This window comes from Streptomyces sp. NPDC053431 (assembly GCF_044544925.1).
In the GTDB taxonomy this organism is placed as follows: Bacteria; Actinomycetota; Actinomycetes; order Streptomycetales; family Streptomycetaceae; genus Streptomyces.
On sequence record NZ_JBITXX010000014.1, the window covers coordinates 97,577 to 122,198 of the forward strand.

The 24,622-nt window shown below is 73.0% G+C and carries 20 protein-coding genes and 1 pseudogene; 6 read left to right on the plus strand and 15 right to left on the minus strand.

What is annotated here, in order from left to right; genetic code table 11:
- Nucleotides 1-29 precede the first annotated feature (29 nt).
- Nucleotides 30-779 (plus strand): LPXTG cell wall anchor domain-containing protein, encoded by a 750-nt coding sequence (locus ACIGXE_RS28095; protein ID WP_399751665.1) that lies wholly within the window; start codon nt 30-32, stop codon nt 777-779.
- A 78-nt stretch (nt 780-857) separates the two neighbouring features.
- Here ACIGXE_RS28095 and ppc read toward each other — a convergent pair whose 3' ends face one another.
- Nucleotides 858-3,587 (minus strand): phosphoenolpyruvate carboxylase, encoded by a 2,730-nt coding sequence (gene ppc / locus ACIGXE_RS28100; protein ID WP_399751666.1) that lies wholly within the window; start codon nt 3,585-3,587, stop codon nt 858-860.
- A gap of 236 nt (nt 3,588-3,823) precedes the next feature.
- Here ppc and ACIGXE_RS28105 point away from each other — a divergent pair, with 236 nt between their 5' ends.
- Together ACIGXE_RS28105 and ACIGXE_RS28110 are read left to right on the plus strand one after the other, a co-directional pair.
- Nucleotides 3,824-4,807, plus strand: coding sequence for an acyl-CoA desaturase (locus ACIGXE_RS28105; protein WP_399751667.1), 984 nt, complete (start codon nt 3,824-3,826; stop codon nt 4,805-4,807).
- Nucleotides 4,807-5,484, plus strand: coding sequence for a TetR/AcrR family transcriptional regulator (locus ACIGXE_RS28110; RefSeq protein ID WP_399751759.1), 678 nt, complete (start codon nt 4,807-4,809; stop codon nt 5,482-5,484). Before ACIGXE_RS28105 ends, ACIGXE_RS28110 begins: the two co-directional genes overlap by 1 nt.
- Nucleotides 5,485-5,524: 40 nt before the next feature.
- On the opposite strand, the gene ACIGXE_RS28115 is transcribed toward ACIGXE_RS28110, so the two are convergent.
- Nucleotides 5,525-5,887 (minus strand): glyoxalase, encoded by a 363-nt coding sequence (locus ACIGXE_RS28115; RefSeq protein WP_399751668.1) that lies wholly within the window; start codon nt 5,885-5,887, stop codon nt 5,525-5,527.
- A complete protein-coding gene (locus ACIGXE_RS28120; RefSeq protein ID WP_399751669.1) occupies nt 5,887-6,720 on the minus strand; it encodes a trans-aconitate 2-methyltransferase in 834 nt (277 codons plus the stop codon). Before ACIGXE_RS28120 ends, ACIGXE_RS28115 begins: the two co-directional genes overlap by 1 nt.
- 163 nt (nt 6,721-6,883) lie before the next feature.
- On the opposite strand from ACIGXE_RS28120, the gene ACIGXE_RS28125 reads away from it, so the two are divergent.
- The gene (locus ACIGXE_RS28125) at nt 6,884-7,381 is read left to right on the plus strand and encodes a MarR family winged helix-turn-helix transcriptional regulator (protein WP_046906954.1); all 498 of its coding nucleotides are present in this window, start codon (nt 6,884-6,886) and stop codon (nt 7,379-7,381) included.
- Here the strand turns inward: ACIGXE_RS28125 and ACIGXE_RS28130 are convergent.
- From ACIGXE_RS28130 to ACIGXE_RS28165, 8 genes are all read right to left on the minus strand, one after another.
- Nucleotides 7,340-8,095, minus strand: a complete 756-nt coding sequence (locus tag ACIGXE_RS28130; protein ID WP_399751670.1) for a response regulator — start codon at nt 8,093-8,095, stop codon at nt 7,340-7,342. The genes ACIGXE_RS28125 and ACIGXE_RS28130 overlap by 42 nt on opposite strands.
- A 227-nt stretch (nt 8,096-8,322) precedes the next feature.
- Nucleotides 8,323-9,480, minus strand: coding sequence for a galactokinase (galK, locus tag ACIGXE_RS28135; protein WP_399751671.1), 1,158 nt, complete (start codon nt 9,478-9,480; stop codon nt 8,323-8,325).
- Nucleotides 9,477-10,445: a UDP-glucose 4-epimerase GalE gene (galE, locus tag ACIGXE_RS28140; protein WP_399751672.1), complete on the minus strand. Its 969-nt coding sequence runs from the start codon at nt 10,443-10,445 to the stop codon at nt 9,477-9,479. The genes galK and galE overlap by 4 nt, the downstream gene beginning before the upstream one ends.
- Nucleotides 10,442-11,482 (minus strand): galactose-1-phosphate uridylyltransferase, encoded by a 1,041-nt coding sequence (galT, locus tag ACIGXE_RS28145; RefSeq protein ID WP_399751673.1) that lies wholly within the window; start codon nt 11,480-11,482, stop codon nt 10,442-10,444. The genes galE and galT overlap by 4 nt, the downstream gene beginning before the upstream one ends.
- A 278-nt stretch (nt 11,483-11,760) precedes the next feature.
- Complete coding sequence (locus ACIGXE_RS28150; protein ID WP_376637033.1) at nt 11,761-12,435, minus strand: LuxR C-terminal-related transcriptional regulator; 675 nt, start codon at nt 12,433-12,435, stop codon at nt 11,761-11,763.
- 184 nt (nt 12,436-12,619) lie between these two features.
- A complete protein-coding gene (locus ACIGXE_RS28155) occupies nt 12,620-14,419 on the minus strand; it encodes a PQQ-binding-like beta-propeller repeat protein (RefSeq protein ID WP_399751674.1) in 1,800 nt (599 codons plus the stop codon).
- A 49-nt stretch (nt 14,420-14,468) separates the two neighbouring features.
- Nucleotides 14,469-16,358, minus strand: coding sequence for a PQQ-binding-like beta-propeller repeat protein (locus tag ACIGXE_RS28160; protein WP_399751675.1), 1,890 nt, complete (start codon nt 16,356-16,358; stop codon nt 14,469-14,471).
- A 134-nt stretch (nt 16,359-16,492) separates the two neighbouring features.
- A complete protein-coding gene (locus ACIGXE_RS28165; protein ID WP_399751676.1) occupies nt 16,493-18,289 on the minus strand; it encodes an ABC-F family ATP-binding cassette domain-containing protein in 1,797 nt (598 codons plus the stop codon).
- 241 nt (nt 18,290-18,530) lie between these two features.
- Between ACIGXE_RS28165 and ACIGXE_RS28170 the strand changes: the two are divergent.
- A pseudogene (locus tag ACIGXE_RS28170) lies at nt 18,531-18,893 on the plus strand (TetR/AcrR family transcriptional regulator); the annotation flags it as partial.
- Between the two features lie 166 nt (nt 18,894-19,059).
- On the opposite strand, the gene ACIGXE_RS28175 reads toward ACIGXE_RS28170, so the two are convergent.
- Nucleotides 19,060-20,343, minus strand: coding sequence for an acyltransferase (locus ACIGXE_RS28175; protein WP_399751677.1), 1,284 nt, complete (start codon nt 20,341-20,343; stop codon nt 19,060-19,062).
- Nucleotides 20,344-20,556: 213 nt separating this feature from the next.
- Here ACIGXE_RS28175 and ACIGXE_RS28180 point away from each other — a divergent pair, with 213 nt between their 5' ends.
- Nucleotides 20,557-21,561 (plus strand): DUF6923 family protein, encoded by a 1,005-nt coding sequence (locus tag ACIGXE_RS28180; protein ID WP_399751678.1) that lies wholly within the window; start codon nt 20,557-20,559, stop codon nt 21,559-21,561.
- A gap of 13 nt (nt 21,562-21,574) precedes the next feature.
- Here the strand turns inward: ACIGXE_RS28180 and ACIGXE_RS28185 are convergent, their stop codons facing one another.
- The 3 genes from ACIGXE_RS28185 to ACIGXE_RS28195 are packed head-to-tail and all read right to left on the minus strand — an operon-like array spanning nt 21,575 to nt 24,553.
- Nucleotides 21,575-22,471: a 4-(cytidine 5'-diphospho)-2-C-methyl-D-erythritol kinase gene (locus tag ACIGXE_RS28185; protein WP_399751679.1), complete on the minus strand. Its 897-nt coding sequence runs from the start codon at nt 22,469-22,471 to the stop codon at nt 21,575-21,577.
- Nucleotides 22,468-23,355: a 16S rRNA (adenine(1518)-N(6)/adenine(1519)-N(6))-dimethyltransferase RsmA gene (rsmA, locus tag ACIGXE_RS28190; protein ID WP_399751680.1), complete on the minus strand. Its 888-nt coding sequence runs from the start codon at nt 23,353-23,355 to the stop codon at nt 22,468-22,470. The genes ACIGXE_RS28185 and rsmA overlap by 4 nt, the downstream gene beginning before the upstream one ends.
- A 40-nt stretch (nt 23,356-23,395) precedes the next feature.
- Nucleotides 23,396-24,553 carry a ubiquitin-like domain-containing protein gene (locus ACIGXE_RS28195; RefSeq protein ID WP_399751681.1) on the minus strand — a complete coding sequence of 386 codons (1,158 nt, stop codon included), beginning with the start codon at nt 24,551-24,553 and terminating at the stop codon, nt 23,396-23,398.
- Nucleotides 24,554-24,622: the final 69 nt, after the last annotated feature.

The following is a 24,622-nucleotide window of genomic DNA, read 5'->3' on the forward strand; positions in this document are numbered from 1 at the left end:
CCTCCCACGGCATCCCTCTCATCTCTCAGATGGACAGCAGCCTTATGCGACGTACCCTCATTTCCGCCGCCACGGTGGTCAGCACCGTCACCGCGGCTTCCCTGCTGCTCGCCCCGGTCGCCTCCGCCACCGGAAAGCCCAAGGGCGACAACGGCACCGTGAAGATCCACGATGCCAAGACCGGCGAAGAGCTCAAGAAGAACGAGCCCAAGGTCTGCTCCTTCTACCTGGACGCCTTCGGCTTCGACGCCGAGCAGAAGGTCCTGTGGCACATCGAGGCCTGGGCCAACAACGACCAGGAGAAGGGCACCACGGTCAAGGAGGGCGCTCTCGTCCTCGACGGCCAGGGCCACGAGCGCACCGAGGACATGACCCTCCCGAACGGCCAGTACAAGCTGTTCTGGAACTTCGAGGGCGAGAACGGCCGCGCCAAGCACAAGGTCTTCAAGACCGACTGCAAGCCGGGCGAGGAGCCCACCGGCACGCCGTCCGGCACCCCCTCCGGCACCCCGAGCGGCACCCCGTCGGGCACGCCGTCCGGCACCCCGTCGGGCACGCCCAGCACCGGTACGCCGGGCGGGTCCGAGTCGCCGTCCGCCACCACGCCCGGCACCACCGAGGCGCCCGGCTCCAACGGCGGCTCCAACGGCGGTTCCGACGGCAACCTCGCCGAGACCGGCTCCAGCGCCCCCGTCGGCATCCTCGCCGGTGTCGCCGTGGCCCTCGCGGCCGCCGGCGCCTTCCTGGTGACCCGCCGCCGCAAGGCCCAGCAGCACTGAGGCAGCGCCTGAACGACGACGGTGCCCCCGCCGGAGCCTGGCTCCGGCGGGGGCACCGTCGTGTGTACGGGAGGGATCTCAGCCGGTGTTGCGCAGGCCGGCCGCCACGCCGTTGACCGTGAGCAGCAGCGCGCGGGAGAGCAGCGGGTCCGGTTCCTCGCCGCGCTCGGCGGCGGCCCGCTGGCGGTGCAGCAGGGCGACCTGGAGGTAGGAGATCGGGTCCAGGTAGGCGTCGCGGATGGCGAAGGTCTGCTGGAGCACCGGGTTGGAGTCGAGCAGCTGCTCGCCGCCCGTCACCTTCAGGACCTCCTCGACGGTGAGCCGGTGCTCGGCCTCGATCGCCTCGAAGACGTGCTTGAGCTCGTCGGGCACGAGGGTGTCGACGTAGTGGCGGGCGATCCGCAGGTCCGTCTTCGCCAGCGTCATCTCGACGTTGGAGAGGAAGTTGCGGAAGAAGCCCCACCGCTCGTACATCTCGCCGAGGACGGCGTCGAGACCGGCCTCGCGCAGCGCCTTCAGGCCGGAGCCGACGCCGAACCAGCCGGGGACGATCTGGCGGGACTGGGTCCAGCCGAACACCCACGGGATGGCGCGGAGTCCGTCGAGCCCGGCGCCGGAGTCGGGGCGGCGCGAGGGGCGCGAGCCCAGGTGCAGGTCGGCGAGCTGGTCCACGGGCGTGGAGGCGAAGAAGTAGGCGGGCAGGTCGGGGTCCTCGACCAGGCGCCGGTAGGCGGCGTGGGCGGCCTCGGAGACGGTGTCCATGGCCGCGTCCCAGCGGGCGAGGGCCTCGTCGGACTGGCGGGGCGCGGTGTGCAGGGCGGAGGCCTGCAGCGTGGCCGCGACGGTCAGTTCGAGGTTCTCCCGCGCGAGGGACGGGATCAGGTACTTGTCGGAGATGACCTCGCCCTGCTCGGTCACCTTGATCTCGCCCTCCAGGGTGCCCCAGGGCTGGGCGAGGATCGCGTCGTGCGAGGGGCCGCCGCCGCGGCCGACGGTGCCGCCGCGGCCGTGGAAGAGGCGCAGGCGGACGCCGTAGCGGTGGGCGACGTCGCGGAGCCGGCGCTGGGCGCGGTGGATCTCCCACTGGGAGGTGGTGATGCCGCCGAACTTGGAGGAGTCGGAGTAGCCGAGCATGACCTCCTGGACGTCGCCGCGCAGCGAGACGAGGCGCCGGTAGGAGGGGTCGGCCAGCATGTCGTTGAGGATGACGTCGGCGGCCTTGAGCTCGTCGGTGGTCTCCAGGAGCGGCACGATGCCGATCTCGGCCCAGCCGGCGTGCAGGTCGATCAGGCCGGCCTCGCGGGCGAGGACGGTGGCGGCGAAGACGTCGTCGGCGCCCTGGCACATCGAGATGATGTAGGACTCGATGACCTCGGGTCCGAAGACCTTCAGGGCCCGCTTGACGGTCCGGAAGACGCCGAGGGTCTTCTGGCCGGCGGCGTCCAGCGGCGCGGGGGTCGGCGCGAGCGGGCGGCGGGAGCGGAGCTCCTTGGCGAGCAGCTTCTGCCGGTAGTCGCGCGGCATGTCGGCGTAGCGCCAGGACTCCTCGCCGAGCCGGTCGAAGAGCTGGCCGAGGGCGTGGTGGTGGGCGTCGGCGTGCTCGCGGACGTCCATGGTGGCGAGCTGGAGGCCGAAGGCGGCCAGGGTGCGGATGGTGCGGTCCATCCGGCCGTCGGCGAACAGGCCGCCGCGGTGCGCGCGCAGCGAGGTCTGGATCAGGGTGAGGTCGCGCAGCAGCTCGGCGGTGCCGAGGTAGTCGCGGCCCTCCTCGTGCGGGGTGCCCTTGGCGAGGCGCTCGCGGGTGTTGAGGAGCTTCTGCCGGACGCAGGTGACCTTGAGCCGGTAGGGCTCCTCGGCGTTGAGGCGCTTGTAGCGGGGGCTGATCTCGGGCAGCCGCTCGAGGTCGGCGCGGAGGGACTCCAGGAGCTCCTCGGTGGCGCCGGCGTAGCGGATGGAGTTGGAGAGCAGGCCGCGCAGGTAGTCGACGACCTCGAGGGCGTCGGTGATGCCGTGCTCGTGCTGGAGGATCAGCACGTCCCAGGTGACCTGCGGGGTGACGTTGGGGTTGCCGTCGCGGTCGCCGCCGATCCAGGTGCCGAAGGTGAGCGGGCGGGTGCCGGCGGGCAGCTCGAAGCCGACGCGCTCCAGCTCGGCGGCGAGGTCCTCCAGGACGTCGCCGACGGCGTTGCCGTGCAGCTCGTCGAGGTAGTAGATGGCGTTGCGGGCCTCGTCGGCCGGCTCGGGCCGGACGACCCGCAGCTCGTCCGTCTGCCAGATGAGGTCGATGTTCTCGGCGAGCCGCAGGTCGTGGCGGCGCCGGTCGGCCTCGATGACCGGGGTCTCCAGGAGGGCGGCGATCCGGCGGAGCTTGTTGAGCACCGAGCGGCGGGCGGCCTCGGTGGGGTGGGCGGTGAAGACCGGCCGTACGTTGAGGTTCTTGATCGTCTCGCGTACGTGCGCCGGGTCGCCGTCCTTGAGCATGTCGGCGGTGCGGGCGAGGAGGCCGCCCTCGGCGGCCCGCTTCTCGCGCATCTCGCGGCCGCGGTGCACCTGCTCGGTGACGTTGGCGAGGTGGAAGTAGGTGGAGAACGCGCGGACCAGCCGGCCGGCGGTCTCGAGTTCCACGCCGCGCAGCAGCTCGGCGGCGGCCTCGCCGTCCTCGCGGGTGAGGCGGCGGACCTTCTCGACGAGTTCGAGGAGTTCCGGGCCTTCCTGGCGCACGAGGGTCTCGCCGAGGAGGTCGCCCAGTCGGCGGATGTCGGAGCGCAGTTCGGCGCTGGCGGTGGAGGTCTGGTCGGCACTGCTCACAGGTGCGGCTCCTTGCAGTGTTTGAGCACGTCTGGAGGGGTACTGGAGGCTTGCGGACCGCGCTGTCCGACGCACCCAGGATAGGTGTCCGTGTTCGCGGCGCGGCGGACGCCCCGGCTTTGGCGCTCTTGCCGCGAGCCGACGCGCTGCCATACTTACGTCGCCGTAGGTTACGGGACCGTAGCCTCGGCCCCTTTTCCGTACACACCCTCACCCTCACCCCCCAGGGGACACCCATGACGACAAGCCCCGAGGTGACCTCGGAGTCCGAGGTGCTCGACACCGCTCAGGCCCTGCCCTCCGCCACGCTGGGCGGGGACAACAAGCGCTCGATCGAGCAGATCACGCTGCTGCTGTTCATCACGGTGCCCTTCGTCGCCCTGGTCGCGGCGGTGCCGCTGGCCTGGGGGTGGGGGGTGAGCTGGCTGGATCTGGGGCTCATGACGGCGATGTACTTCATCGGCTGCCACGGCATCACGATCGGCTTCCACCGCTACTTCACCCACGGCTCCTTCAAGGCGAAGCGTCCGCTGCGGATCGCGCTGGCGATCATGGGCTCGCTGGCCGTCGAGGGGCCGCTGGTCCGCTGGGTGGCGGACCACCGCAAGCACCACAGGTTCTCCGACGCGGACGGCGACCCGCACTCGCCGTGGCGGTTCGGCGAGACGGTGCCGGCCCTGATGAAGGGCCTGTGGTGGGCGCACATCGGCTGGATGTTCGACGAGGAGCAGACGCCGCAGCACAAGTACGCGCCGGATCTGATCAAGGACAATGCGATCCGCACCATCTCGCGCCAGTTCGTCCTGTGGACGGTGGTGTCGCTGCTGATCCCGCCGCTGGTCGGCGGCCTGGTGACGATGTCCTGGTGGGGCGCGTTCACGGCCTTCTTCTGGGGCTCGCTGGTGCGCGTCGCGCTGCTGCACCACGTCACGTGGTCGATCAACTCGATCTGTCACGCGGTCGGCAAGCGCCCCTTCAAGTCGCGCGACCGCTCGGGCAACGTGTGGTGGCTGGCGGTGCTGTCCTGCGGCGAGTCCTGGCACAACCTGCACCACGCGGACCCGACCTCGGCCCGGCACGGGGTCCTCAGGGGCCAGGTCGACTCCAGCGCGCGGCTGATCCGCTGGTTCGAGCGGCTGGGCTGGGCGTACGACGTGCGCTGGCCGGCGGCGGCGAGGATCGACGCCCGGCGCCGGAGCGCGCCCGCCGACGCGGCATGATGGAGGATGTGGCGATCGACGGCAGTTCCCCCAGCGCGAGCGAGCAGAAGCCCCGGCGTGGCCGCCGGGTGAGGATGACGGGTGCGGAGCGCCGTGAGCAGCTCCTCGACATCGGTCGCACGCTGTTCGCGGAGAAGGGCTTCGAAGGCACCTCGGTCGAGGAGATCGCCGCGAAGGCGGGGGTCTCCAAGCCGGTCGTGTACGAGCACTTCGGCGGCAAGGAGGGTCTGTACGCGGTCGTGGTGGACCGGGAGATGCGCCAGCTGCTGGACATGGTCACCGGCGCGCTGACCGCCGGCCACCCGCGGGAGCTGCTGGAGCAGGCCGCGTTCGCCCTCCTCGACTACATCGAGCGGTACACGGACGGTTTCCGCATCCTGGTGCGGGACTCGCCGGTCGCCCAGTCCACGGGCACCTTCGCCTCGCTGATCAGCGACATCGCCACCCAGGTGGAGGACATTCTGGGTCTGGAGTTCAAGGCCCGCGGCTTCGACCCGAAGCTGGCCCCGCTGTACGCGCAGGCGCTGGTCGGCAGTGTGGCGCTGACGGGGCAGTGGTGGCTGGACGTCCGCAAGCCGAAGAAGGCCGAGGTGGCGGCCCATCTGGTGAACCTGGCCTGGCACGGTCTGGACGGTCTGGAGCAGAAGCCCCGGCTGATAGGGCACCGGAAGAACTGAACCCCGGGGGCGGGGCGCCCGGAGGCGCCCCGCCCCCGAATCACTCCCAGGGCTCCGGGAACTCCAGCCGGTTGCCGACCGGATCCTCGGAGCGGAAGCGCCGGTACCCCGGCAGGTGGTCGTCCCGGACCACCCGGGCGCCGCGTCTCTCCAGGCGGGACGCGTAGTCGGCGATCCCTTCGACCCGCAGCCCCGGGTGGGCCTTCCCGGCGGCCCGGAAGTCTTCCTCCACCCCCGGACGCAGCCGCACGGCTCCGGCGGCGAACCAGCAGCCGCCGCGCGCGGCGAGCACGGGCGGCTCGGGGATCCCGGTCACGCCGAGGACCCCGGCGTAGGAGTCACGCAGCAGCGGCTCGCTCCCGGCCGGAGCGGCGAGCTGCACGTGGTCGACGGCTCGTAACATCAGACACCCTTCGTGGCGACGGCGAAGATCCTGCGGAACGGGAACGCGGTGCCGTGGGGCCCCGGCGGGTAGACCTCGCGCAGCTTCTCCCGGTACTGGGCGAGGAAGGCCTCGGTGGCCTCCCGGTCGTCCCTCAGGGCGGTCAGCACGGGACGCAGCGCGGTGCCCTTGACCCACTCCAGGACCGGGTCCTCCCCCAGCAGCATCTGGTGGTACGTGGTCTCCCAGACGTCGGTCACGCAGCCGAGGTCGGAGAGCCGCTGCAGGTATTCGCCGGGCTCCAGGATGTGCACGAAGCGTCGCCCCTGGTCCCCGACCCGGTGCCGCCACTCGGGGCTCTCGCAGAGCTCCCCGAGGAGGGCGTGGCTGGGTGAGGTGAAGTTGCCGGGCACCTGGAAGGCGAACGTGCCGCCGGGCCGCAGCCCGTCGATCCAGATCGCGAAGGACTCGGGATGGTTGGGCACCCACTGCAGGGCCGCGTTGGAGACGATCAGGTCGTACGGCTCCTCCGGCGTCCAGTGCGCCGCGTCGGCCGGCCTGAAGTCGAGCCAGCCGCCGCCCCCGGTCGTGCCGGCCCAGTCCTTCTCGGCCCGCTCCAGCATCTCGGGCGACAGGTCGAATCCGGTGATGTGGGCGTCGGGCCAGCGGTCGGCGAGGAGCGCCGTGACGTTGCCGGGCCCGCAGCCGAGGTCGGCGACCCGGGCGGGACGGCTCTGGTTCGGCAGTTGCGGTATTCGGGCGAGCAGGTCGAGGAACGGACGGGTGCGGTGACTGGAGTGGCGCAGGTACTGCTGTGGGTCCCACGTGGGTGCGGCGGAGTCCACGGAATGCATGTTCGAAGCCCCCTTGCTGGAACGAGTTGCCGAAGCGGAACGGAGTTCCGGCCCGGTCCCTTCCCCATAGTCAAGAAGACTATATCTCGACGTCAAGATACTTGGTATCGAGAATCTCAAATACAAGAGACTTTATGTCAACAGACCCTCTACACTGATCGCCATGGAGGACGAGGTCGACCGACTGGTCGCTGCATGGCGCCGTGAGCGCCCGGACCTCGACGTGGAACCGCTCGAGGTGCTCAGCCGTGTCTCACGCCTGGCCCGGCACCTCGACCGCGCCCGTCGGCTCGCCTTCTCCGAGCACCAGCTGGAGCCCTGGGAGTTCGACGTGCTCACGTCGCTGCGGCGGGCCGGCGCGCCCTACCAGCTCTCCCCCGGACAGCTGCTCACCCAGACGCTGGTCACCTCGGGCACCATGACCAACCGCATCGACCGGCTCACGAAGAAGGGCCTCGTCGAGCGGCTCCCGGACCCCAGCGACCGCCGCGGGGTCCTGGTCCGGCTCACCCCCGAGGGCCGCGACCGCGCCGACCAGGCCCTGGCGGGACTGCTCGCCCAGGAGCGGGCGATCCTGGCCCGCCTCTCGCGCACCGAGCGCGGCGAACTGGCGGCCCTGCTACGCCAGCTGACCGCCCCGTTCGACAACATCCCCGGCTAGGGCCTGGCCGACCGAGCCCAGGGTCGGTCCGACCGGCCCGGGCTCGTCCGCCGGCCCCACGCCGGCCCGGCGCGCCAGCGCGACCGCCGCCAGCGTGGAGTGCACCCCGAGCTTCCCCAGGACGTTCTGCATGTGCGTCCGCACGGTGTGCGGCGACAGGAACAGGCGCTCGGCGACGGCCTTGCGGCCGAGACCGGCCACCATGCAGCGCAGCACCTCCTGCTCGCGCGGGGTCAGCGACTCGACGAGCCGCTCGCTCTCCGTACGGTGCCGGCGGGCCTCGGTCAGCTCCTTCAGGACCCCCGTCAGCAGGGCCGGCGGCAGATGGGTCTCGTCCCGGAGCACGCCCCGCACCACCGCGAGCAGCCGCTGCAGCGAGCAGTCCTTGGCCACCCACCCCCAGGCCCCGGCCTGCAGGGCGAGCGCCGCGCGCCGGGCGTCGTCCTTCTCGGCGAGCACCACGGCCCGCACCCCGGGCCGCCCGGCGCGCACCTCGCTCACCAGCTCGACCCCGTCGGCCCCGCCCAGATCGGCGTCGACCAGGAGCACGTCGAAGCGCCGGCCCTCGGCCGCGGCCCGGTCCAGACAGCGCAGAGCGGCCGGCCCGCTTCCCGCGGCGGCGACGTCCACGTCGGGCTCCGCCGCCAGGGCAGCGGCCAGCGACTCGGCGAAGACACGGTGGTCGTCCACCACCAGGACCCGGATGCGGGCCACGGACACCCCCAAGTGATCGAGGAACGGGCCGGCGCGGGCACGGCGCCGGGGACGGGTCCGTCGTCGCACGGCCGCCGCCGTGCCTTGACAGTTACCCCACCCCGGACGCCGTACCCGGCGGCTCTCGATACCCCTGAATCAGCACCGGCCCCCACCGGCGCTGCGCACCAGGGTACGGCCGGCGCCCCCCACCGGAGGCGAAAACGCCGAAGTCGCCGTGCGCCGCGTCAGATCACGCGGCGCGCCCCCGCCGACGGCACCGCCGGAAAGACGGCGGGCGCGGCGAACCCGGCGTCGGCGAAGGCCTTCTCCACGGCGGCCGTGACCGCGCCGGCCCGGTCCGCCTCGACCAGGACGACGGCGGACCCGCCGAAGCCGCCCCCGGTCATCCGGGCCCCCAGGGCGCCCGTCGCCACGGCCGTGGCGACGACCAGGTCCAGCTCCGCGCAGGACACCCGGAGATCGTCCCGGAGCGAGGCGTGGCCCTCGGTCAGCAGCGCGCCGACCGCCCGCGGCCGCCCGGCGTCGAGGAGCGCGATGGTCCGCGCCACCCGGTCGTTGTCGGAGACGACGTGCCGGACGTACCGACGAACCGTTTCGTCGGTCAAACGCCCGAGGGCATCGGGCAGTTGCACGGCCGGCACGTCGCGCAGCGCGCGCACGCCGAGCGCCCGCGCACCGGCCTCGCACCCGGCGCGCCGCTCCGCGTACGCGCCGTCCCCGAGCGCATGGCTGACCCGGGTGTCGACGACGAGCAGGGAGAGGCCCTCGGCCGCGAGGTCGAACGGCACCTGCCGGTACGCCAGGTCCCGCGTGTCGAGGAACAGCGCGTGCCCCTCGACGGCGCACGCGGACGCCATCTGGTCCATGACCCCGCACGGCACGCCCACGAACCCGTTCTCGGCCCGCTGGGCCACCACGGCGAGCTCGGAGCGCGAGAGCCCCAGCCCGAACAGGTCGTTCAGGGCGAGGGCGACGACGACCTCCAGGGCGGCGGAGGACGACAGCCCCGCCCCCGTCGGAACGGTGGACGCCAGGTGCACGTCGGCGCCCGTCACCGCGTGCCCTGCCTCCCGCAGCGCCCACACCACGCCGGCCGGGTAGGCGGCCCAGCCGCCCCCCGTGCCCGGTTCCAGGGCGGCGACGTCGAGCTGGACGACGCCGCCCCCGATGTCGCGGGAGTGCAGCCGCAGCACGCCGTCGTCCCGGCGGGACACGGCGGCCACGGCCGTGTGGGGCAGGGCGAGCGGCAGCACGAAGCCCTCGTTGAAGTCGGTGTACTCCCCGATCAGGTTGACCCGCCCAGGAGCGGCCCAGACCCCGTCGGGGGCCGCCCCGTACAGCGCTTCGAACCCGGCCGCGACACCCGCCCCGACACCGCTCATGCCTCTGTCTGCTCCTTCTTCCGTGCGAACGCCCAGGCGTCCTCGACGATGGCCGCCAGATCCGGGCGGGAGGGGGTCCAGCCGAGCCGCTCGCGCGCGGTGTCGGCGGAGGCGACGAGCACGGCCGGGTCCCCGGCGCGGCGCTCGGCCATGACCTCGGGCACCGGGTGGCCGGTGACCTTGCGGACGGTCTCGACGACCTCCCGGACGGAGAAGCCGTTGCCGTTGCCGAGGTTGCAGACGAGGTGCTCGCCGGCGGTCATCGCGTCGAGCGCGAGCAGGTGGGCCTCGGCGAGGTCGGCGACGTGGATGTAGTCGCGGACGCAGGTGCCGTCGGGGGTCGGGTAGTCGTCGCCGTAGACGTTGATGGCCTCGCGCTTGCCGAGCGCCACCTGCAGCACCAGCGGGATGAGGTGCGACTCGGGGTCGTGCCGCTCGCCGCACTCCCCGTAGGCGCCGGCCACGTTGAAGTAGCGCAGCGAGACCGCGGCGAGGCCGTGCGCGGCGCACTCGCCGGTGATCATGTGGTCGACGGCGAGCTTGGTGGCGCCGTACGGGTTGGTCGGCGCGGTCGGCGCGGACTCGGTGATCGGCACGCTCTTCGGCTCGCCGTAGGTGGCGGCGGTCGACGAGAAGACGAGCTTGCGCACCCCGGCCTCGCGCATGGCGGCGATGAGCGCCATGGTGCCGCCGACGTTGTTCTCCCAGTACTTCTCGGGCTTGGCGACGGACTCGCCGACCTGCGAGAAGGCGGCGAAGTGCAGCACGCCGTCGTACGAAGCGTCGAGCCACCGCCCGGCGTCCTGGATGCGGCCCTCGACGAACGAGGCGCCGGCGGGGACGCCCTCGCGGAAGCCGGTGGAGAGGTCGTCGAGGACGGTGACCTCGTGGCCCGCCTCCAGGAGGTGGGCGGCGACCGTGCTGCCCACGTAGCCGGCCCCACCCGTCACCAAGTACTTGCTCAACTGCTTGCCACCTCTCGGAGTCTGTCGGCCGCGGACTCCGGCGAGACGTCGTTCATGAACGCGCCCATGCCGGATTCGGTGCCCGCGAGGTACTTCAGCTTGCCAGAGGCCCGCCGGACGGTGAAAAGCTCCAGGTGCAGCGCGAACTCCTCCCGGTCGGCGTGGCTCACCGGCGCCTGGTGCCAGGCGGCGATGTACGGCGTGGGCGGCTCGCCGGCCCCGAAGAGGCGGTCGAAGCGGCGCAGCAGCTCCAGATAGAGCCGCGGGAACTCCTCCCGGGCCGCCGCGTCGAGCCCGGTCAGGGTGGTCGTGCGCCGGTGCGGGTAGAGGTGCGCCTCGTACGGCCAGCGGGCGGCGTACGGCACGAACGCGGTCCAGTGCTCCCCGGCGAGCACCACCCGCTCACCGGCCCGCTCCCGCTCCAGGACGTCCTCGAAGAGGTTGCGCCCGGTGCGGGCGCGGTGCGCGGCGGCGTTGCGCAGCATGGTGGCGGTCCGGGGGGCGGTGAAGGGGAAGCCGTAGATCTGCCCGTGCGGGTGGGCGAGCGTGACGCCGATCTCGGCGCCCCGGTTCTCGAAGCAGTAGACCTGCTCGACACCGGGCCGGGCGGACAGCTCGGCGGTGCGGTCGGTCCAGGCGGCGAGGACGAGGGCGGCGCGCTCCTCGCTCAGGTCGGCGAAGGACGCCTCGTGGTCGGAGGTGAAGCAGACGACCTCACAGCGCCCGTTGGCGCCGGACAGCGAGGGGAAACGGTTCTCGAAGACGACGACCTCGTAGTCGGCGGCCGGGATCTCGCTCTGCCAGGCCTCGGTGGAGGGGCACAGCGGGCAGGTGTCGGCCGGCGGGTGGAAGATGCGCCCCTGCCGGTGCGAGGCGATGGCGACGTCCTCGCCGAGCAGCGGGTCGTGCCGGACCTCGGAGGCGGAGGTCACGGGGTCGAGGGGCCGGCGGTCGACGGCGTCGCGGACGCGGTCGGCGTGCGCGTCGAAGTAGAGGAGCTCCCGCCCGTCGGCGAGGCGGGTGACGGTCTTCTTCACGGCGGGCGGCCTCCATCAGCCTCTACCAAACAGAACCACCCACAAAAAATCACAATCAAACATCGAAGGTCAACACCCCTCCCGCCACGACCACACAGAAGAACGAATGGGCGACGCCCTGCGGCCACGGCCCACGCCGGGGCCCGCCTCCCGCTCCCCACGGCCCACGAACACGCCCTGGGCCGCTCCCGCGCCCCACAGCCCACGAACCACACCTGGGCCGCCCCCGCAGCTCGCGGCTCCGCCCTGGGCCGCCCCCTAAGCCCGCGGCCCCGGAGCTACGCCCGCTGCACCGGAACGCGGTCGAGAAGCCCCGTACGGGCCGCCAGCGCCGCCGCCTCCAGGCGCGAACCCACCCCCAGCTTCATCAGCACCCGCTGTACGTGCGTGCGCGCGGTGCTCGGCGCGATCGCCATGCCCGCGGCGATCAGCCGGGTGTCCTCCCCCTCCGCCACCCGCACCAGGACCTCCGCCTCGCGCGGGGTCAGCAGCCGCAGCAGCCGCTGCGCCTCGTCGTCGGGCTGCGCCGCCGGGTTCAGCAGCTCGGCGAACGCGCTCTGGATGAGCTGCGGCGCCACCGCCGCCTCCCCCGCCCGCGCCTTCACCAGCGCCCGCTCGACGCCCTCGATGCGCTCGTCGTGCCGCACGTACCCGGAGGCGCCGGCCGCGAAGGCCGCCGCGATCCCGCGCGGCGAGGGCACCGGCCCCAGCACCACGACCGCCACCTGCGGCCGCTCCCGCTTGATGCGCACCACCGGGTCGAAGGTGCCCGGCTCGGCGGGCGCCGACGTGCCGAGCAGACAGACCTCCGGCGCGCGGCTCACCACCAGCTCCGCGGCCCCCGCCACCGGCGCGGCCGCGGCGAGCACCCGGTGCCCGCGCAGCTTCAGCGCCGAGGCCAGCGCCTCCGCGTGCAGTCGGTGGTCGTCGACCACCATGAGCCGAACGCCCATCGATCCTCCCCCATCCCCAAGCGCGGGCCGGCCGTCCCCCGGCCACCCTGCTGCCCGGCAAGGTACACACTCCCCCGCCCCGCTTTGCCCCAATCGCGACGACCGCCCGGCCCGGAACCCACGAAAAGGGCCCCTCCGTGAGCGGAGGGGCCCTTCCGGGGCTCTCGTGGAGCGGACGGAGGCGTCAGCCGGCCGTCGTGAAGGCCACGGCCAGATACTTCTTGTCGTACATGGAGGTCGCGGCCTTGGTCTTGCTGATCAGCGTGTCCGAGATGAACAGCCGCCCGCCGCCGTACCGGAACTCGGCGCCGATCGAGCTGAAGCTCGTCTCGGCGGTCCGGGTCTCCTTGTCCGAGGGGTTCTCCATCAGCAGCGTCGACTTCATCGTGCCGCCGTCGATGGAGACGACCTGCCCGCCCTTGTCGTAGGGCGGCCACTTGTAGGCGATGAGGTTGCCGCCGTCCATCCGCAGCGGGATCAGGTTGTAGCGGTCGCCCGCGTCCGCCTTCTCCGGCTGCATCTGCCCGGTGGCCAGGTCGAAGGAGACGATCTCGTTGGTCTCGTCGCCGTACTCGCCGGTGCTGCCCTCGTGCTCCTCGGTGGGCAGGTAGAGCCGCCCGTTGCCGACGGCGAGCTGGGTGCAGCCCTCGACCCTGGTCCCGCGGCAGCGCGGCGCGTAGCGCTTGGAGTCCGCCGTGATCTTCGCCTTCAGCTTCCCGGTCTTCTCGTCGATGGAGAAGAAGTCCGAGACGCCGCTGCCGTCCTCGGAGGCGTCGTTGACGTCGGCCGCCACGACCAGCGGCTTGGTGGAGACGACCGCCGCGAAGTCGACGCCCGGGGGCATCTTGTACTGCGAGACCGGCTGGCCGGTCAGCGGGTTGAGGTTCTGGATCGTGACCGTCGGGTTGTCGTACGAGCCGCACTTGCGGACCGCGACGAGGCCGCCCTCGCCGCCGCCGTACCCCAGGTCCTCGCAGTCGCCCGCGTTGGCCTGCGGCTTCCAGCGCGGGTTGCCGTTGGCCAGGTCGAAGGCGGCGCCGCCGTCGAGGCCGCCGGCCGCGACGGTCTGGCCGTGCAGGGTGATCTCCGAGAAGGAGACCTTCTTGTCGCCGGCGGTGCCGCCGGTGATCGAGGTCTGCCACACCAGCTTGCCGGTGGTGAGGTCGACCAGGCCGATCTCGGTGCACGGCTGGAAGTAGCGCGGCGGGACCCGCTTGGTCGCCTCGAAGAGGATCGGCACCTTGAAGTCGGCCGTCATGTGGCGCGAGGCGCCGCAGACCTGACCGGTCAGCGGCAGGGTCCACAGGGCCGTGCCCTTGTCCAGGTCGTAGCCGACCACCGAGTTGACGCCCGCCTTCACGTACGCCTTGTCGGTGATCCAGGAGCCGGAGACGTCGGTGACGTCCGGCACCGCCGGCACCGGCAGCTGGAAGGCGAGCTTGGCCTTGGTGTCGGCCGGGACCTTCTCCTTGCCGCCCCCGCCGATACCGCCCGTGCCACCGTCCTTGCCACCGCTGGTGGCGCCGGAGGTGCCCTTGGCGCCCGTCTCCTCCTCACCGCCGCCGGAGTTGGCGTACCAGAGGCCGCCGCCGATGAGCAGCACGACGGCCACGACCGCCGCGATGACGATCTGCAGCTGCGCGGACAGCTTCCGGCCGCCGCCGGGCGCCCCGGGGACGGGCTGCTGCGGCACCTGCGGGTACTGCGGCTGCGTCGGGTAGCCGTACGGCGGCTGGACCGGCTGCCCCGGCTGTTGCGGGTAGCCGTAGGGCTGCGGCTGCTCCTGCTGCGGCGGGTAGCCGTAGGGAGGCTGCTGCGGCGCCTGCGGGGGCTGCTGCGGATAGCCGTACGGCGGCTGGGCCGGCGGCTGCTGCGGCGGGGGCGTCGGCGCGCCGAACCCGCCCGGCGGGGGGTCCTGCGGCGCGCCGAAACCGCCCGGGGGCGGCCCCGGGGGCTGGTTGGGCGGTGGCGGCGGCTGCGTCATGGCGTGGGTTCCTCGGAAAGGTCGGTGGACGGACGGGACGGGCGGGGCGTCACTTGCCGTAGGCCATCATCGTCTTGGTCTCCTTCTCCGCCTTGTCGTTGGCGGCGGAGACCCGGCCGGCCGCGATCACGAACGTGCCGTTGGACCAGGCGTAGCCGGCGTCGTAGAAGGAGCTCTCGAGGTCGGTGACGGCCGCCTGGTGCTGGAGCAGCACCTTCGGGGCGCCGCCCGTCGGGGCGATGGTCGCGACCGCGCCGCCCGTGTCGTAGCGGGGCTCGATGTAGACCAGCACCTCGGAGCCCTCCATGCGCAGCGGCTTCATCTGCTGCTCACCGGGCGCCTTGGAACGCCACTTGGCCTTGCCGGTGTTGAGATCGAAGGCGACGACCTCGTTGGGCGTGCCGTACTGCGTGTCGGTCGCCATGTAGAAGGTGTTCTGGTCGGCGGCGACGCCGGTGCAGCCCTGCAGGTTCTTGCCGAAGACCACGAAGCTGCCGCCGCAGCGCGGGGCGAACTTGTCGGTGCCGCCCTGGATCTGCGAGCGCTCCTTGCCGGCGGCCGTGAGCGAGAAGATCGCCCACTTCTTCTCCTCGCGCTGCGTGGCGGAGACGACCAGCGGGTCGACCGAGTAGATCCGGTCCACCTCCCAGTTGGTCTGCAGCTTGAAGGTCCACTTGGGCTTGCCGGTGTTCGGGTCGACCTCGCTGACCGCGTGCGACTCCTTACTCACGTCGCCCGAGGGGCACTTGGAGGCGGCGATCAGCTTGCTGCCGCCCGCGTAGGCGTAGGGCTTGCAGCCGCTGGTCGGCGAGGTGAAGAGCTGCCGGCCGTCGGCCACCGAGAAGCCGTAGGCGGAGCTGGAGCCGGAGGCGGTCACCGTGTTGCCGCTGATGGCGAGGGTGTTGTCGGAGAACGCGAAGAGGCCGGTCGGCTTCGGGATGGACTTCTTCCAGCCCGCCTTGCCGGTCTTGAGGTCGACCTGCTGCATCTCCAGGCACTTGGCCTTGTCGCCGGCGCTGTCGTTGTACGCGAAGACCATGAGGCCGTCGGCGTTGGGCTCGGGCGGGGCGGCGCACAGCTCGTAGGGCACGTCGATGTGCCACTTGGCGGAGCCGTCGGCGAGGCTGTAGCCGTCGATGCCCTTGTACATGGCCTTGACGACGGTGTCGCCGACGATCCACGGGCCGTACACGTCGGCGCCGTTCTTGGGCAGGTCGGTGTTGTTGGCGAGCAGCCAGTTGATCTTCGCTTCGCCGTCCTTGCGGCCGGCGTTGAGGTCCTCGGGGCCGCCTTCGCCGCCGTCGCCCTTGCCGTCGCCCTTGTCGACGGACTCGGTCGGCTTGGGGCCGGTGGTGGCGGACGTGGTCGGCTGGGCGACCGGGTCCTTGTCGTCGCCGCCGCTGACGGCGATCCAGGTGCCGCCGCCGATCAGGAGCAGCGCGGCGGCGGCCGCGGCGATGATGACGCCGGGCTTGCCCTTGAAGGGGCCCTTGCCGCCGCCGGACGCGGCCGGCGTGGCGGCGGTCGGATAACCGCCGTAAGGGTTCTGCTGACCGTACGGGCCGGGCTGCTGGCCGTACGGACCCGGCTGCTGGGCGTAGGGGCCGGGCTGCTGGGCGTAGGGGCCGGGCTGCTGGGCGTACGGTCCGGGCGCCTGCTGCGGATAGCCGTAGGGGCCGGGCTGCTGCGGGGCCTGCTGCGGGTAGCCGTACGGGCCGGGCTGCGCGGGCGGCGCGGTCTGCGGCGGCACCGGAGGCTGCTGCGGGGCGGCCTGCGGCGGGGCCTGGGCCGGAGCCTGCGGCGGCACCGGAGGCGCCTGCGGCGGGACCGGAGGTGCCTGCGGCGGCACCGGCGGGACGTTCTGGCCCGGGTTCGGGTTCGGGTCCGGAGCGCCGAAGCCCCCCGGCCCCGGCGGCTGGTTGCTGGGCGGCTGGGTCATCAGCGCTTCCCCCTTGATGTGAGCGGGTTTTCTTTCTACCACTCAGGGGATGGCGCAAAAGCGACCGGTCCGTCCCTTGTACCCAAGGGAGGACCGGCCCGTGATGCCCTCGTTACGCGTCCTCTACGACATCTCTACGCGTCCTCGGCCAGTTCCAGCCAACGCATCTCCAACTCCTCGCGCTCGTTCGCGAGTTCCCGGAGCTCCGCGTCCAGCTTGGCCACCCTCTCGAAGTCCGTGGCGTTCTCGGCGATCTGGGCGTGCAGCTTCGTCTCCTTTTCGGAGACCTTGTCGAGCTGCCGCTCGACCTTCTGCAGCTCCTTCTTCGCGGCGCGCGCGTCGGCGGCCGACTTCTCCTTGACCGGGGCGGCCGCCGGCGCCGGCATCGCCTCCGCGATCATCCGCTGCCGCCGCTCCAGGTACTCGTCGATGCCGCGCGGCAGCATGCGCAGGGTCTTGTCGCCGAGCAGCGCGAAGGTGCGGTCGGTGGTGCGCTCGAGGAAGAAGCGGTCGTGGGAGATGACGACCATCGAGCCGGGCCAGCCGTCGAGCAGGTCCTCCAGCTGGGTCAGGGTCTCGATGTCGAGGTCGTTGGTGGGCTCGTCGAGGAAGAGCACGTTGGGCTCGTCCATGAGGAGGCGGAGGAGCTGGAGGCGGCGGCGCTCGCCACCCGACAGGTCGCCGACCGGGGTCCACTGCTTCTCCTTGGAGAAGCCGAACTGCTCGCAGAGCTGGCCGGCCGTCATCTCCCGGCCCTTGCCGAGGTCCACCCGGTCGCGGACCCGCTGCACGGCCTCCAGGACCCGCAGCTCCGCGGGGAGTTCGGTGACGTCCTGGGAGAGGTAGGCGAGCCGCACGGTCTTGCCGACGACGATCCGGCCCGCGGCGGGCTGCCGCTCGCCCTCGGAGAAGGCGGCGTCGGCCAGGGCGCGCAGCAGCGAGGTCTTGCCGGCGCCGTTGACGCCGACCAGGCCGATGCGGTCGCCGGGGCCGAGCTGCCAGGTGAGGTGCTTGAGCAGCTCCTTCGGTCCGGCGGTGACGGTCACGTTCTCCAGGTCGAAGACCGTCCGGCCGAGCCGGGCGTTGGCGAACTTCATCAGCTCGCTGGTGTCGCGGGGCTCCGGCACGTCCGCGATCAGCGCGTTGGCGGCCTCGATCCGGAAGCGCGGCTTCGAGGTACGGGCCGGGGCGCCGCGGCGCAGCCAGGCGAGCTCCTTGCGGACCAGGTTCTGCCGCTTGACCTCCTCGGTGGCGGCGATCCGCTCGCGCTCGGCGCGGGCGAAGACGTAGTCGGAGTAGCCGCCCTCGTACTCGTAGACGCTGCCGCGCTGCACGTCCCACATGCGGGTGCAGACCTGGTCGAGGAACCAGCGGTCGTGGGTGACGCAGACGAGCGCGGAGCGCCGGTTCTGCAGGTGCTGGGCGAGCCAGGCGATGCCCTCGACGTCGAGGTGGTTGGTGGGCTCGTCGAGGACGATCAGGTCCTGGTCCTCGATGAGCAGCTTGGCGAGCGCGATGCGCCGCCGCTCGCCGCCGGAGAGCGGGCCGATCACGGTGTCGAGGCCGTGCTCGAAGCCGGGCAGGTCGAGCCCGCCGAAGAGCCCGGTGAGCACGTCGCGGATCTTCGCGCTGCCGGCCCACTCGTGGTCGGCCATGACGCCGATGACCTCGTGCCGGATGGTGGCCTTCGGGTCGAGCGAGTCGTGCTGCGTGAGCACGCCAAGCCGCAGCCCCCCGCTGTGCGTGATGCGGCCGGTGTCGGCCTCCTCGAGCTTGGCGAGCATCCGGATGAGGGTGGTCTTGCCGTCGCCGTTCCGGCCGACGACGCCGATCCGGTCCCCTTCGGAGACGCCGAGCGAGACCCCGTCGAGCAGCGCACGGGTGCCGTACACCTTGCTGACGGACTCGACATTGACCAGGTTGACGGCCATTTCACTCCTGTACGGGGCTTGCGATCGACGTCCCAGGGTACGTCGCCGGGAGGTCGGCCCGCCGACGAGACGGGAGGACCCCGGGAGCACCGCTCCGAACCGAGTTCGGTACCGCCGCCACCGCCGTCTACCGGCACATCAGGCCAAGGACGAACTCGTCCGGCCGGCCGGCGACGCGGTCTGGAGCGAGGTGGAGCTCCCCGACCTCGACGCGCTCGACCGGCGGACCGCCGCCACCGCCATGGCCGGCAGCCCGCACGCGATGCTCACCCGGCACCCCTGGCTCGGCCAGGCCTTCGGCAGCCACCTGCTCCACGGCCCCGGCAGGTCCCGGCACGACGACCACAGCCTCGCCCTCTACGAGCGGGCGGGCTTCTCCCCCGACGACCCCGACCGGGCCGCGGCCACCGTCTTCGTCCTCGTCCTCGTCCTCGGCAGCGCCCTAGGCGCCGCCGCGCAGGTCTCGCTGACCCGGCGGCTGAGCAGGAGCGGAGACCCCGAGAAGGAACCCGCCGAGACGATGGCGGCGGCCACCGAGGTCGCCAGGGCCTTCCCGCGGCTGCGCGAGCGCCTCGGCGGCAGCGCGGCTGCCCCGTACACCGCGGCGCCCGACCACTCCTTCGCCTTCGGTCCGGAGGCCGTCCTGGACGGCTTCGAGGCCCGGCTCGCCGCGCAGGACCGGGAAGAGCCCCGGCGGGCCGGCCAGGGCCTGCCGTCACACTCCCGCCTGCCCCGCCCTCCGGGCGACGACGGGAGTGTGACGACAGGACCTAGACCCGCCCGGCCCGCTCGACCAGGAACCAGCCCGCGAGGGCCGTCGCGACCGCGGCCGGGGCGGTCACCCGGACCGCGATCAGGGTCGCCGTGTGCCCCTCCAGGAGACCGCCGAAGCCGGTCATCGACAGGCCGAGGACGCCGAGCAGGGCGAGCGTGATCCCGAGCGCGGCGAGCGGACCGCCGGCGCCGGTCGCCGGGGCGGCCGGCACCGGGTGCTCGAAGCGCCGGAAGACGCCGACGAGCAGCGCCGTGAGGACGGCCGCGGCGGCGATCCGCAGCGGGACCTGGGCCCACCAGGCGCCCGTCGCGGGCTCCGGAAGCCGTACGCCGAGGGCGAGCAGCGCCCCGTAGACGCCGAGCATCGCCGTCAGGTGCCACAGGAACGCGGTCATCGCGATCCCGTTCGCGGCCACCACCACCCGCCACACCCGCGCGCGGGCCGTGAACCGGGCGCCCGGGCCCTTCAGGAGCTCGACCGCACCGACCAGCCACAGGCCGTGGCAGAGCAGGGCGAGCGTGGGCGGGGCCATGTTCGACACCTTCTCGCCTGGCATGCCGACCATGGACAGCGGATACGGCCCCAGGGCGACCAGCAGCGCCGCCCCCGCGAGGCCCGCGCCCGCCAGGAGCGCCGGGCGGCGGATCATGCCGTCGGCGCGCAGGAAGCCGAGCTGGTGGATCGCCAGCCAGACCAGGGCGAAGTTCAGGAACTCGACGTACGGCACCCCGGCCGCGAACCGCAGCACGTCCACCAGCACCGCGCCCGCGACCAGCCCGGCGAACGCGCCCCAGCCGTGCCGCTCGTGGAGCCGGAGCAGCGGCGGGGTGAGGGCGACCATCGCCAGATAGATGCCGATGAACCACAGCGGCTGGGTGACGAGCCGCAGCGCCACCCCGGCCAGGCCGCCGTCGGCGCCGAGCAGTTGGACGGCGAGCGCGAGCGCGCCCCACGCCCCGATGAAGACCATGGTCGGCCGCAGCAGCCGCTGCAGCCGGGCGCGCAGGAAGGCCGCGTACCGCGGGCGCGAGCGGTGGGCGAGGGCGTGCGAGAAGCCGCCGACGAAGAAGAAGACCGGCATGACCTGGAGCCCCCAGGTCAGCACCTGAAGGCCGGGCACGACGGCGAGCAGGTTGCCGACCTGCCCGTCGGCCGTGACGGCGGCCATCAGCCAGTGCCCGAGCACGACGACCGCGAGCGAGGCGACCCGCAGCAGGTCGACATAACGGTCCCGGGTCGCCGGTGTCGCGGCGGCGAGGTCACGCGCGCTGATTCCCATACGGGCACGGTGCCGCGCCCGCCACGGACGCCGTCACCGCTCGGATACTCAACTCGCTCGTGAGTACGGCCCCATCGCCGTGCTCCGCCCGGCCGCGCGCGGATGGCTGGCCGCGGTCCGCCGCGCGGGCGACCTCGCGGCCCGGGCTCCCGGCCGGCCGGCCTGACGGACCGCCATCTTCGTCTGGTGTCGCACCCTCACAAGGAGAGACCCATGACCCGCCTCACCCGCCCCGCCCGCCTCCCCCGCCTGGCCGCCGCCGTCGCCGCCGCCTCCGCCCTCACCGTGCTCGTCGCGGCGCCCGCCTCGGCCGGCGATCCCACGGTGACGGATCCGCACGTCATCGCCCACTTCGACTTCCAGAAGGGCCAGACGCCCGAGAACATCGCGCTCGAACCCGACGGATCCGCCGACCTCACCCTCGCCTTCGCCCACAAGGTCGTCCGCGTCGACAAGGACGGCCACCGGCATCCCGTCGCCGAGCTGCCCACCGTGGCGAACCCGCACTCGCCCAACCTCGGCGCCGCCATCGCCACCGGCATCGCGCGCGCCCACGACGGCACCCTGTACGTCGCCTATGCCACCGGCACCGCCGAGACCGGTATCTGGCGCATCGGCCCCGACGGCGGTGCGCCCGAGCAGTTCGCCTCGTTGCCGACCGACACGTTCCCCAACGGCATCGCCCTCGACGAGGAGTGCGACACGCTCTACGCGGCCGACTCCGCCCGCGGCCTGGTGTGGAGGGTGTCGCTGGAGTCCGGGGCGGCCACGGTCTGGGCCTCCGGGCCCGCCCTCGCGCCGACCGCGGCCCTGCCCTTCGGCGCCAACGGCCTCAAGGTGCACGAGGGGGCGGTCTGGGTGTCCAACACCGCTCAGGGGACCCTGCTGCGCATCCCGATCGGCCGTGCGTCCAGCCACGCGGCCGGACCGGTCGAGTCCTGGGCGACCGAACTCCCGGGGATCGACGACTTCGCCTTCACCGGGCACCACGGGAACACGATCCTGGCTGCTCTCATCCTGTCCGACGAGGTCGTCCTGGTCCGCCCCGACGGCAGCCACAAGACCGTGCTCACCCACGCCGACGGTCTGCGCAACCCGACCTCCGTGGCCGTGCACGCCAAGCAGGTCTACGTACCGAGCGCGGCCTACTTCGCCCCGCCGAACACGACCCCGGACCCGAACCTGCTGCTCGCCCGGATCTCGAAGAACAAGCTGTAGGGCGTGTAGCAGGTCAGTCGAGGACCCTCGCCCCGGTCGCCGGGGAGGTCGCCACCCGCGCCGTCCGGCAGGTGCCGGAGGCGATCAGGGCCGCCGCGACCGCCTCGGCGGACTCGGCGTCCTTCACCAGGAACGCGGTCGTCGGCCCCGAGCCGGAGACCAGCGAGGCCAGCGCGCCGGCCTCCGTGCCGGCCGCCAGCGTCGCGGCCAGCGAGGGCCGCAGGGACAGCGCGGCCGGCTGGAGGTCGTTGGCGAGGGCGCCCGCGAGCGCGGCGGTGTCGCCGGAGCGCAGGGCGTCGAGCAGCGCCGGGGAGGCCACCGGCTCGGGCACGTCCACGCCCTCGTTGAGGCGGTCGAACTCGCCGTACACCGCCGGGGTGGACAGGCCGCCGTCGGCGACGGCGAACACCCAGTGGAAGGCGCCGCCGACCGGCAGCTCGGTCAGCCGCTCGCCGCGCCCGACGCCGAGGGCGGCGCCGCCGACCAGGCTGAAGGGCACGTCGCTGCCCAGCTCGGCGCAGATCTCCAGGAGCTCGGCGCGCGAGGCGTTCAGCCCCCACAGCGCGTCGCAGGCGAGCAGGGCGCCCGCGCCGTCGGCGCTGCCGCCGGCCATGCCGCCGGCGACCGGGATGTCCTTGGCGATGTGCAGGTGCACGTCGGGGGCGATGCCGTGCCGCGCGGCGAGCAGCTCGGCGGCCCGCGCGGCCAGGTTGGTGCGGTCGAGCGGCACCTTGTCGGCGTCGGGCCCCTCGCAGCTGATCGTCAGCGTCTCGGCGGGGGTCGCGGTGACCTCGTCGTAGAGCGACACGGCGAGGAAGACGTTGGCCAGGTCGTGGAAGCCGTCGGGCCGGGCGCCGCCGACCGCGAGCTGCACGTTGACCTTGGCGGGGACGCGTACCGTCACGCTCACTGCTGCTTCGCCTCCGGCTTGTTCTCGGCGATCCGCGCGAACTCCTCGACCGTGAGCGCCTCGCCGCGCGCCTGCGGCGAGATCCCGGCCGCCACCAGGGCCGCCTCGGCCGCCGCGGGCGAGCCCGCCCAGGAGGCGAGGGCGGCGCGCAGGGTCTTGCGGCGCTGGGCGAAGGCCGCGTCGACGACGGCGAAGACCTGTTCCCGCGTCGCGGTGGTCGGCAGCGGCTCGCTGCGCCGGACGAGGGACACCAGGCCGGAGTCGACGTTGGGCGCGGGCCAGAAGACGTTGCGGCCGATGGCGCCGGCCCGCTTGACCTCCGCGTACCAGTTGGCCTTCACCGACGGCACGCCGTAGACCTTGTTGCCCGGTCCGGCGGCGAGCCGGTCGGCGACCTCGGCCTGCACCATGACCAGGGTCCGCTCGATGGTCGGGAAGCGGTCCAGCATGTGCAGCAGCACCGGCACGGCGACGTTGTACGGCAGGTTCGCGACCAGGGCCGTGGGCGGCGGGCCGGGCAGCTCCTGGACGTGCATGGCGTCGGAGTGGACCAGTGCGAAGCGGTCCTTCTTCTGCGGCATCCGGGCGGCGATGGTCGACGGCAGCGCGGCGGCGAGGACGTCGTCGATCTCGACGGCCGTCACGCGGTCGGCGGCCTCCAGGAGCGCGAGGGTGAGGGAGCCGAGCCCGGGGCCCACCTCCACCACCACGTCGTCGGGGCGCACCTCGGCCGTGCGGACGATCCGCCGCACGGTGTTGGCGTCGATGACGAAGTTCTGCCCCTTCTGCTTCGTGGGGCGGACGCCGAGGGCGGCGGCCAGCTCACGGATGTCGGCGGGGCCGAGGAGGGCGTCGGGGCTGTCGGGGCCGGTGGTGGTGCTCACCGGTACAGCCTACGGGGCGCCCGTACGCCCGACCTACGCCTCACCGGTAGAGCCGGCGGCCGCAGTGGGGCCAGGGGCTCGCCCCACGCGTCACGTAGAGCTTCTTGGCCCGGAAGGTCTGTTCCGCGGCGGACGCGTTCTGGGCGACGCCGCTGCCGCCGAGGGAGCGCCAGGTGCCGGGGTCGAACTGGTAGAGGCCGCCGTAGGTGCCGGAGGGGTCGACCGCGTTCGGGCGGCCGCCGGACTCGCAGGCGGCGAGTGCGCCCCAGTTCAGGCCGTCGGCGCCGGCGACCGAGCCGGGCAGCGGGCGGGTGCCGACCCGGACCTTCTGCGGGACGGGCTCGCGGACGGTCTCCTCGGCGACCCGGCGGGGCCGTTGCCGGACCCCGTTGACGGTGCGGAGGGTGTACGTGACCCGGCGGACGCCCGGCACGCCCCGCTGCTCGACGACCTCGGTGCCGGCGAACAGCTCCGGGTCCCGGGTCCGCTCGACGGCGTACGGCACCGGTTCCTCGCGGATCTCCCGGGTGCCGGTGATCCGCAGGATCGTGACCGTCTGGCCGTCGCGCGGGAAGGAGCCGAGCGGTACGGAGGTGGTGTCCTGGCCCGCGAGTGTGATGCCGGCCTCGTCGAGGGCCTCGCGGACGGTGGCCGCGTTGGTGCGGACGGTCCGTTCCCGCCCGTCGGCCAGGAAGGTGACGGCCCGCTCGGTGCGTACGTCGAGGGTGAGGCCCTGGCGGGAGATGGGGGCCGAGCGGGAGGCCGACAGATAGGCGCCCTCGGCGCGCACGCCGAGCTGGCGCAGGGCGCCGTCGACGGTGCGCGCGGTGGTCCACACCTGCCGGCGCCGGCCGTCGAGGGTGAGGGAGACGGGCCGGCCGTAGCGGACGACGACCTCGTCGCCCGCGACGAGGTCGGTGCCGGGCGCGGGGGCGACGATGTCGTGCTCGCCGATCGCCAGGCCCTCGTCGGCGAGGAGCTCGTCGACGTCGTCGGCGAAGGTGTGCAGGGTGCGGGGGATGCCGTCGACGGACAGCCGGACGGCCTTGTCGTTGACGACGAAGGCGCTGGTGCCGCCGGCGAGGAAGGCGACGACGAGGGCCTGCGGGACGATCCGCCGCAGCCTCTCGGCGGCGGCCGGGCTCGCCTTGCGCCGCCGTGCGGCGCGGCGGGCCCCGGATCGATGCGAAGTGCTCACGAGGCCGGGACCCTAGCCCCGGGCGCGGTCACTCTCCAAAACGACCCGACTACCTTACGTAACCGTTAT

Coding starts and splice junctions, on each gene's coding strand:
- ACIGXE_RS28095 (WP_399751665.1), top strand. CDS start 30: ATGGACAGCAGCCTTATGCGACGTACCCTCATTTCCGCCGCCACGGTG.
- ACIGXE_RS28105 (WP_399751667.1), top strand. CDS start 3,824: ATGACGACAAGCCCCGAGGTGACCTCGGAGTCCGAGGTGCTCGACACC.
- ACIGXE_RS28110 (WP_399751759.1), top strand. CDS start 4,807: ATGGAGGATGTGGCGATCGACGGCAGTTCCCCCAGCGCGAGCGAGCAG.
- ACIGXE_RS28115 (WP_399751668.1), bottom strand. CDS start 5,887: ATGTTACGAGCCGTCGACCACGTGCAGCTCGCCGCTCCGGCCGGGAGC.
- ACIGXE_RS28120 (WP_399751669.1), bottom strand. CDS start 6,720: ATGCATTCCGTGGACTCCGCCGCACCCACGTGGGACCCACAGCAGTAC.
- ACIGXE_RS28125 (WP_046906954.1), top strand. CDS start 6,884: ATGGAGGACGAGGTCGACCGACTGGTCGCTGCATGGCGCCGTGAGCGC.
- galK (WP_399751671.1), bottom strand. CDS start 9,480: ATGAGCGGTGTCGGGGCGGGTGTCGCGGCCGGGTTCGAAGCGCTGTAC.
- ACIGXE_RS28150 (WP_376637033.1), bottom strand. CDS start 12,435: ATGGGCGTTCGGCTCATGGTGGTCGACGACCACCGACTGCACGCGGAG.
- ACIGXE_RS28155 (WP_399751674.1), bottom strand. CDS start 14,419: ATGACGCAGCCGCCGCCACCGCCCAACCAGCCCCCGGGGCCGCCCCCG.
- ACIGXE_RS28160 (WP_399751675.1), bottom strand. CDS start 16,358: ATGACCCAGCCGCCCAGCAACCAGCCGCCGGGGCCGGGGGGCTTCGGC.
- ACIGXE_RS28165 (WP_399751676.1), bottom strand. CDS start 18,289: ATGGCCGTCAACCTGGTCAATGTCGAGTCCGTCAGCAAGGTGTACGGC.
- ACIGXE_RS28175 (WP_399751677.1), bottom strand. CDS start 20,343: ATGGGAATCAGCGCGCGTGACCTCGCCGCCGCGACACCGGCGACCCGG.
- ACIGXE_RS28180 (WP_399751678.1), top strand. CDS start 20,557: ATGACCCGCCTCACCCGCCCCGCCCGCCTCCCCCGCCTGGCCGCCGCC.